This window comes from Nostoc sp. ChiSLP03a (assembly GCF_034531215.2).
In the GTDB taxonomy this organism is placed as follows: Bacteria; Cyanobacteriota; Cyanobacteriia; order Cyanobacteriales; family Nostocaceae; genus Nostoc.
In genome coordinates this window covers 1-5,344 of the sequence record NZ_JAVRBQ020000137.1, presented here as the reverse complement: position 1 = coordinate 5,344, position 5,344 = coordinate 1, and the positions used below count along the sequence as shown (strand labels likewise).

Sequence of the window (5,344 nt, the reverse complement as noted above, 5' to 3'; positions counted from 1 at the left end):
AATCTAATTCAGTATCTGTATTTTTGAGTTAATTGAGGTGGCGGTTGCGCGACGTGCAACCGCCACTTCGTCCTGAACGAGCGCACGACTATTCAAGTGCAAAGTACCCACAGCTTGATAACCCGCAACTTGGGTTAATAGCAGCTAAGTTGGGCAATTTTGGGTTAGTTGTAGCTTCAGGTAATCAATGAAATCCAGAATTTCTGTATCAGTGAGTTGTAGACGCGATCGTTTACCATATTTTTGCTGTAAATATTCCCTTCCCTGCTCTGGAGTCCAATTTAATTGGGCTAAATATGTGTCAGTTTTAGCTATAAAACCATCACGCGGTTCAGACGTTTTTATATTGTCAATTGCTTCTGATTGAGATTGATTTTTATCTTGATTAAAATTATGAATATTATTAATTTTTAAACTTACTCTTTGTCCTAAAGCTTGCCAATCTAATTCTTTATGTCCATCCCAACTAACACCTATAGAGCGATAAGTTACTGGATCGTAAATATTACAAAAAACTACATTACTATCTCCTGGGCTAACGCTAATAGTAAGTGGATTACGCAGTTGTTCAGAAGTAAGAGCATCCAAAGACAGTAACAAGCTTTTAGAAAAGTAAGAGTCTTTTCCTGAGCGGACAATATAAGATTTGTCTGCCAAAATAGATAAATCTATTTTTCCAACTTTTCCAAAGGCAGTTTCAACTTGTTTATCAATTTTGATTTCGGTTATCACCCCAGTCAAAGCTTTGTCATAAATAGGGATTTTTTGCTCATTTTCTGAGAGCATATACCAGCAGTGATCGTTGTCTTTTTTGACAAAGACATATTGAGGTTTTGGGACTGCTCCAAATCCTAATTTAACTTCCATATTTTTGATGAAGGTTTTGGTAAATATATTTATTGAGCAATCAGTTATGACGATTTGTACCGTCAAGCTATTAGTTGCTTTATATATATAATTCCCTAGCCAAGAAGCTAATTAACATAAAGGCAGCGAAAATTAAAAAATCTGGTGAATCTATAACAAAGTTTCTGGATCGACACCTAACACATTTAATCTTTCAATTAACATTTTCACTTGTTGTTCTGCTTCCACTCGTCGCTGTTCTTCAAAAACTGTGCGTTCTTCCGCTTCCCTAATGCGTTCTTCTGGTGTTAGTAATCTTTGCCCTTCTTCGTCATACCAGTACAGCCACTCCCGCACAATACCTTGATAAATTCCCCGTTATCGCCCAATTCCTAAACCAATTTCTGGCAGCCAAACAGGATTTCCTGACATTAAGATATATTCCCCATCGACTAAGCGATACACTTCCAAAGGTGTCTTTTTCCGCCGCAGGGGACTATATACAACGTAGTACAAAATTCCTAAATCTTTGGCATAAAATTCTTTCTTGGTGCTATATTCTTCTCGATATATTTGGGAAACAACTTCTAGCGCTAAAATAGGCAGTTTCTTTTCTTCCCACAGTACATAACTTAGGCGTAAATCCTCATCAACGAAACGTTTAACTCCTAAACTGAGAAACCCATCAGGGACAATAGCTGGTTTGTCAGGGTGATAATAAATACCCATATCAACACCAAAGAACCAATCCCAGCGATGCCTACGGCAGGCTGCGCCAACGCACCAAACCAAAGCCAGGATCGTTTTCAGCAAGCCGGGAATTAAATTTTGGAGTTCATTATCCACAGCAGTATCATCTGAGTCGGGTAGTTCTTCGGAAGATGGCAAACAATGCAGTGGATTGTAGTTTAACATGAGCGGTTTTGCCAAATCTGATTCTAGGTAGATTGTACGTAATCTATTGATGTGCGATCGCATGGCAAGCATGAAAAGCCATTTTTAGCATAGACATCGTGTTGTGTCTTTTTTATCAGCATAAAAATACTTATAAGTGTAAAATATTTACTTTATATCCGTGGTTTTTCGGTACTGATTCCCAGAGTGTCTAACTGACAATAGCAAAAAAGGGCAGAACATTGTTCAACTAGAACATTCCAGAAATCGCAAAGTATTCAATTTCATGGTGAATTTGGTAGCTGGACTGATTACCTATACCTACCAAGAGAAAAAGTCTTCTCTCAACCTTGACTCAGAAAATGTGGCGTAGCTGGAACTTAGTTGATTTGTAGCTCTATTTTGGAGTTTTACTTAAGTATCAGATATGTCACCACACATCCATTCACGAGTTCAAGTTTTAATCAAAAACTTCCTAATGGTTTTTTTGCCATTGTCAGTCTTAGCTGGGAGTGTTGTAGGGACTATCTACTACCAACAAGAACAAACTGAGAAAGTTATATTAAAAATCAATGAACTCAGGAAGGTAGATTTACAAACAAAAGTAATCAGCGCAGACTTTCACTCGGTTGTTTCAGATTTGATGGTTATTTCTAAACAAAATGAGCTACAGTCACTTTCCAAAGAATTCTTATTATTTTCTCGATATAAAAAACTTTACAACCAAATTCGCTTTTTAGATCAATCAGGTAAGGAAGTTATCAGAGTCAACTTTAACCAGGGTGAACCAGGGATTGTCCCCGAAGAAAAACTGCAAGTACAAGCCAAGCGCTACTGGTTTAATGACACTTTCCGCCTGAACCAAGGACAAGTGTTTGTCTCTCCCCTTGACCTCAACATCGAACAAGATCGGATTGAACAACCCCCCAAGCCAATGATCCGCTTTGGCACTCCTGTTTTTGATAGTCGTGGACAGAAACGAGGTATTGTGGTGTTGAATTATTTCGGTGCCAAACTGCTAGACAATTTGAATCAAGTCCTCGCTAATACCTCTAGCCAGGAAATGCTGTTGAATGCCGATGGTTATTGGTTAAAAGGGATGAAGCCTGAAGATGAATGGGGATTTATGTTTCCCGATCGCAAAAACCGCACTTTTGGTAAAACTTTTCCCCAAGCATGGCAGCAGATTTCTCAACAAGAATCGGGACAATTCCAAACTGCTGAGGGAATGTTCACTTTTACCACAGTTTACCCACTTGTCGAAGGGCAAAAATCTAGTACAGGAGCAGGACAAGCTTTTGCATCAAGCGAAAATCAAATCGATCCTAAATCCTATCACTGGAAGATTGTCTCGCGGATATCGCCAGAGACGTTGACGACCAAATCAAACCGATTTTTGAGTCAATTGCTACTGCTATATGCTGGATTAGTAGGATTAATTGGCATTGGTTCTTGGCTACTAGCAAGAGCTAGTGTTAATCGTAATATGGCCCAGCTAGAGTTAAGGCAATCTGAAGTTGAATTACGAAAGCTAGTTGAGCGAGAAAAAATTCTTAAAACTCGTCTATCTAGTCAAATTCGCAACTCGCTGGATCTAAATACGATTTTGAGTACAGTAGTAGTTGAAGTTCGGCAACTGCTCCAGATCGATCGATGCCAATTTTTTTGGTGTCATCAAGAAGATGAATCTACTAGCTTGGAACTGAGTCAGCAAGCTTGCGCTCCCGATTTAACAGAACTTTTAGGCTGTTCTCCTATCCAGAATGTGGAAGCCATAAGTGAGGCTGTTATGCAAGGAAATTTGCTTTGCTTTGATGACATTGCGACAGATTCATGGCTTGATTTCAAGAGTCGGAATTTACTTGTGACATTGGGCTTTAAGTCTCTACTAACAGTTTCAGTTCAAACTCAGTCGGGTCACTGGGGTGTGATTGTCTGCGAACATAGTAGAGAGCTTCGCCCCTGGAGTGATGATGAGGTGGAAATTATTCGAGGTGTGGCTGACCAGTTAGCGATCGCTATTGACCAAGCCCAATTATATAATCAAAGCCGCGCTGCTACTGCTGCTGCCACTATTCAGGCAGAACAACTCAACCAAGTTTTGCACAATCTCAAAGAAACCCAAGCCCAACTGATTCAGACCGAAAAAATGTCGAGTTTAGGTCAATTAGTGGCTGGAGTTGCTCACGAAATCAATAACCCAGTTAACTTTATCTACGGCAATTTGACCCATGTAAGTGAATATACACTGGGTTTGTTGGAACTAGTAGAACTTTATCAACAGTCTAATGCTCATTCAACACCTGAAGTACAAGCTCATATCGAAGCTATCGACCTTGACTTTATGGCTGAAGATTTACCTAAAATATTAGTTTCAATGAAAATGGGAGCTAATCGCATTCGTGAAATAGTTCTTTCCTTGCGGAATTTTTCTCGACTTGACGAAGCAGATATGAAGCCTGTCAACATTCATGAAGGTATTGATAGCACACTACTGATTTTACAAAATCGCTTCAAACAAACGTCTGGAAATACCGGAATTGAAATAGTTAAGGAATATGGTGATATTCCCTTAGTAGAATGCTATGCCGGACAATTAAATCAGGTATTTATGAATCTGATTGGTAATGCCATTGATGCCCTGGATAGTTATAACAGTAAGCGAACTCTGGAGGAGATAGAAACTAAACCCAGCCAAATTGTAATTCGTACTCAGTTACGCAACTTGGATCGGATAGCTGTCAAAATTGCAGATAATGGCCCTGGCATGACCGAAGCAGTTAAGCAACGATTATTTGACCCTTTCTTTACTACAAAAGCCGCAGGTAAAGGCACCGGATTAGGATTAGCAATTAGCGCTCAAGTTGTCACAGAAAAACACAACGGAGCTATTTGGTGTATTTCCGAACCTGGACAGGGAGCAGAATTTTGGGTTGAGATTCCGATTAATCAAAGTTCTAAATTAGCGACTGCAAGTACTGCTAGTCTATCCATAATTTGAAAAATGATATAACTAATATGAGCGATGTCTACGAAGGGCTACCCCTACGCGCTGATTTTGATAGCCCTTGGAAAGAAATTATAGAAGCTTATTTTCCCCAAGCAATGCATTTCTTTTTTCCAGAAACTTCTGCATTAATTGATTGGGAACGTTCCTACGAATTTCTAGATAAAGAATTTCAACAGATAGCTCGTGAAGCTGAATAGGGTAAGAGATATGCCGATCAATTAGTCAAAGTTTGGCAAACCCAAGGGGAAGAACTGTGGTTATTAATCCATGTTGAAATTCAGGGACAAAAAGAAGATAACTTTAGCAAGCGGATGTTTACCTACAATTTTCGCATATTTGACCGCTTCGATCGACCAGCAATAAGCCTTGCAATTCTCTGCGATCCAAACTGCGAATGGCGACCAAGCAATTACAGTTACAATTATCCCAATACGCGCTTAACTTTTGAATTTGGTAGTAACCCAAGTTGCTAGTTATGCTTGCAGGTGTTCAGGTGGCATTGCATAAGCAATAAAATCCCCTCCAGAGGAAAAATTAGGAGGGGTAATGTTAAACGAAATAATTACAATTTATGCTATCACTGATGACCTATTG

The 5,344-nt window shown here is 39.3% G+C and carries 2 protein-coding genes and 2 pseudogenes; 2 read left to right on the top strand and 2 right to left on the bottom strand.

Going from position 1 to position 5,344, the window contains the following annotated elements:
- Window positions 1-144: 144 nt before the first annotated feature.
- Both RMY32_RS22720 and RMY32_RS22715 read right to left on the bottom strand, forming a co-directional pair.
- Complete coding sequence (locus tag RMY32_RS22720) at window positions 145-867, bottom strand: hypothetical protein (RefSeq protein ID WP_322713681.1); 723 nt, start codon at window positions 865-867, stop codon at window positions 145-147.
- A 150-nt stretch (window positions 868-1,017) separates the two neighbouring features.
- Window positions 1,018-1,761, bottom strand: a pseudogene (locus RMY32_RS22715) (Uma2 family endonuclease).
- Window positions 1,762-2,167: 406 nt separating this feature from the next.
- Here RMY32_RS22715 and RMY32_RS22710 point away from each other — a divergent pair.
- A complete protein-coding gene (locus RMY32_RS22710; protein WP_322713680.1) occupies window positions 2,168-4,741 on the top strand; it encodes an ATP-binding protein in 2,574 nt (857 codons plus the stop codon).
- A 17-nt stretch (window positions 4,742-4,758) separates the two neighbouring features.
- Window positions 4,759-5,208, top strand: a pseudogene (locus tag RMY32_RS22705) (hypothetical protein); the annotation flags it as partial.
- Between the last annotated feature and the right edge of the window lie 136 nt (window positions 5,209-5,344).

Coding starts and splice junctions, on each gene's coding strand:
- RMY32_RS22710 (WP_322713680.1), top strand. CDS start 2,168: ATGTCACCACACATCCATTCACGAGTTCAAGTTTTAATCAAAAACTTC.
- RMY32_RS22720 (WP_322713681.1), bottom strand. CDS start 867: ATGGAAGTTAAATTAGGATTTGGAGCAGTCCCAAAACCTCAATATGTC.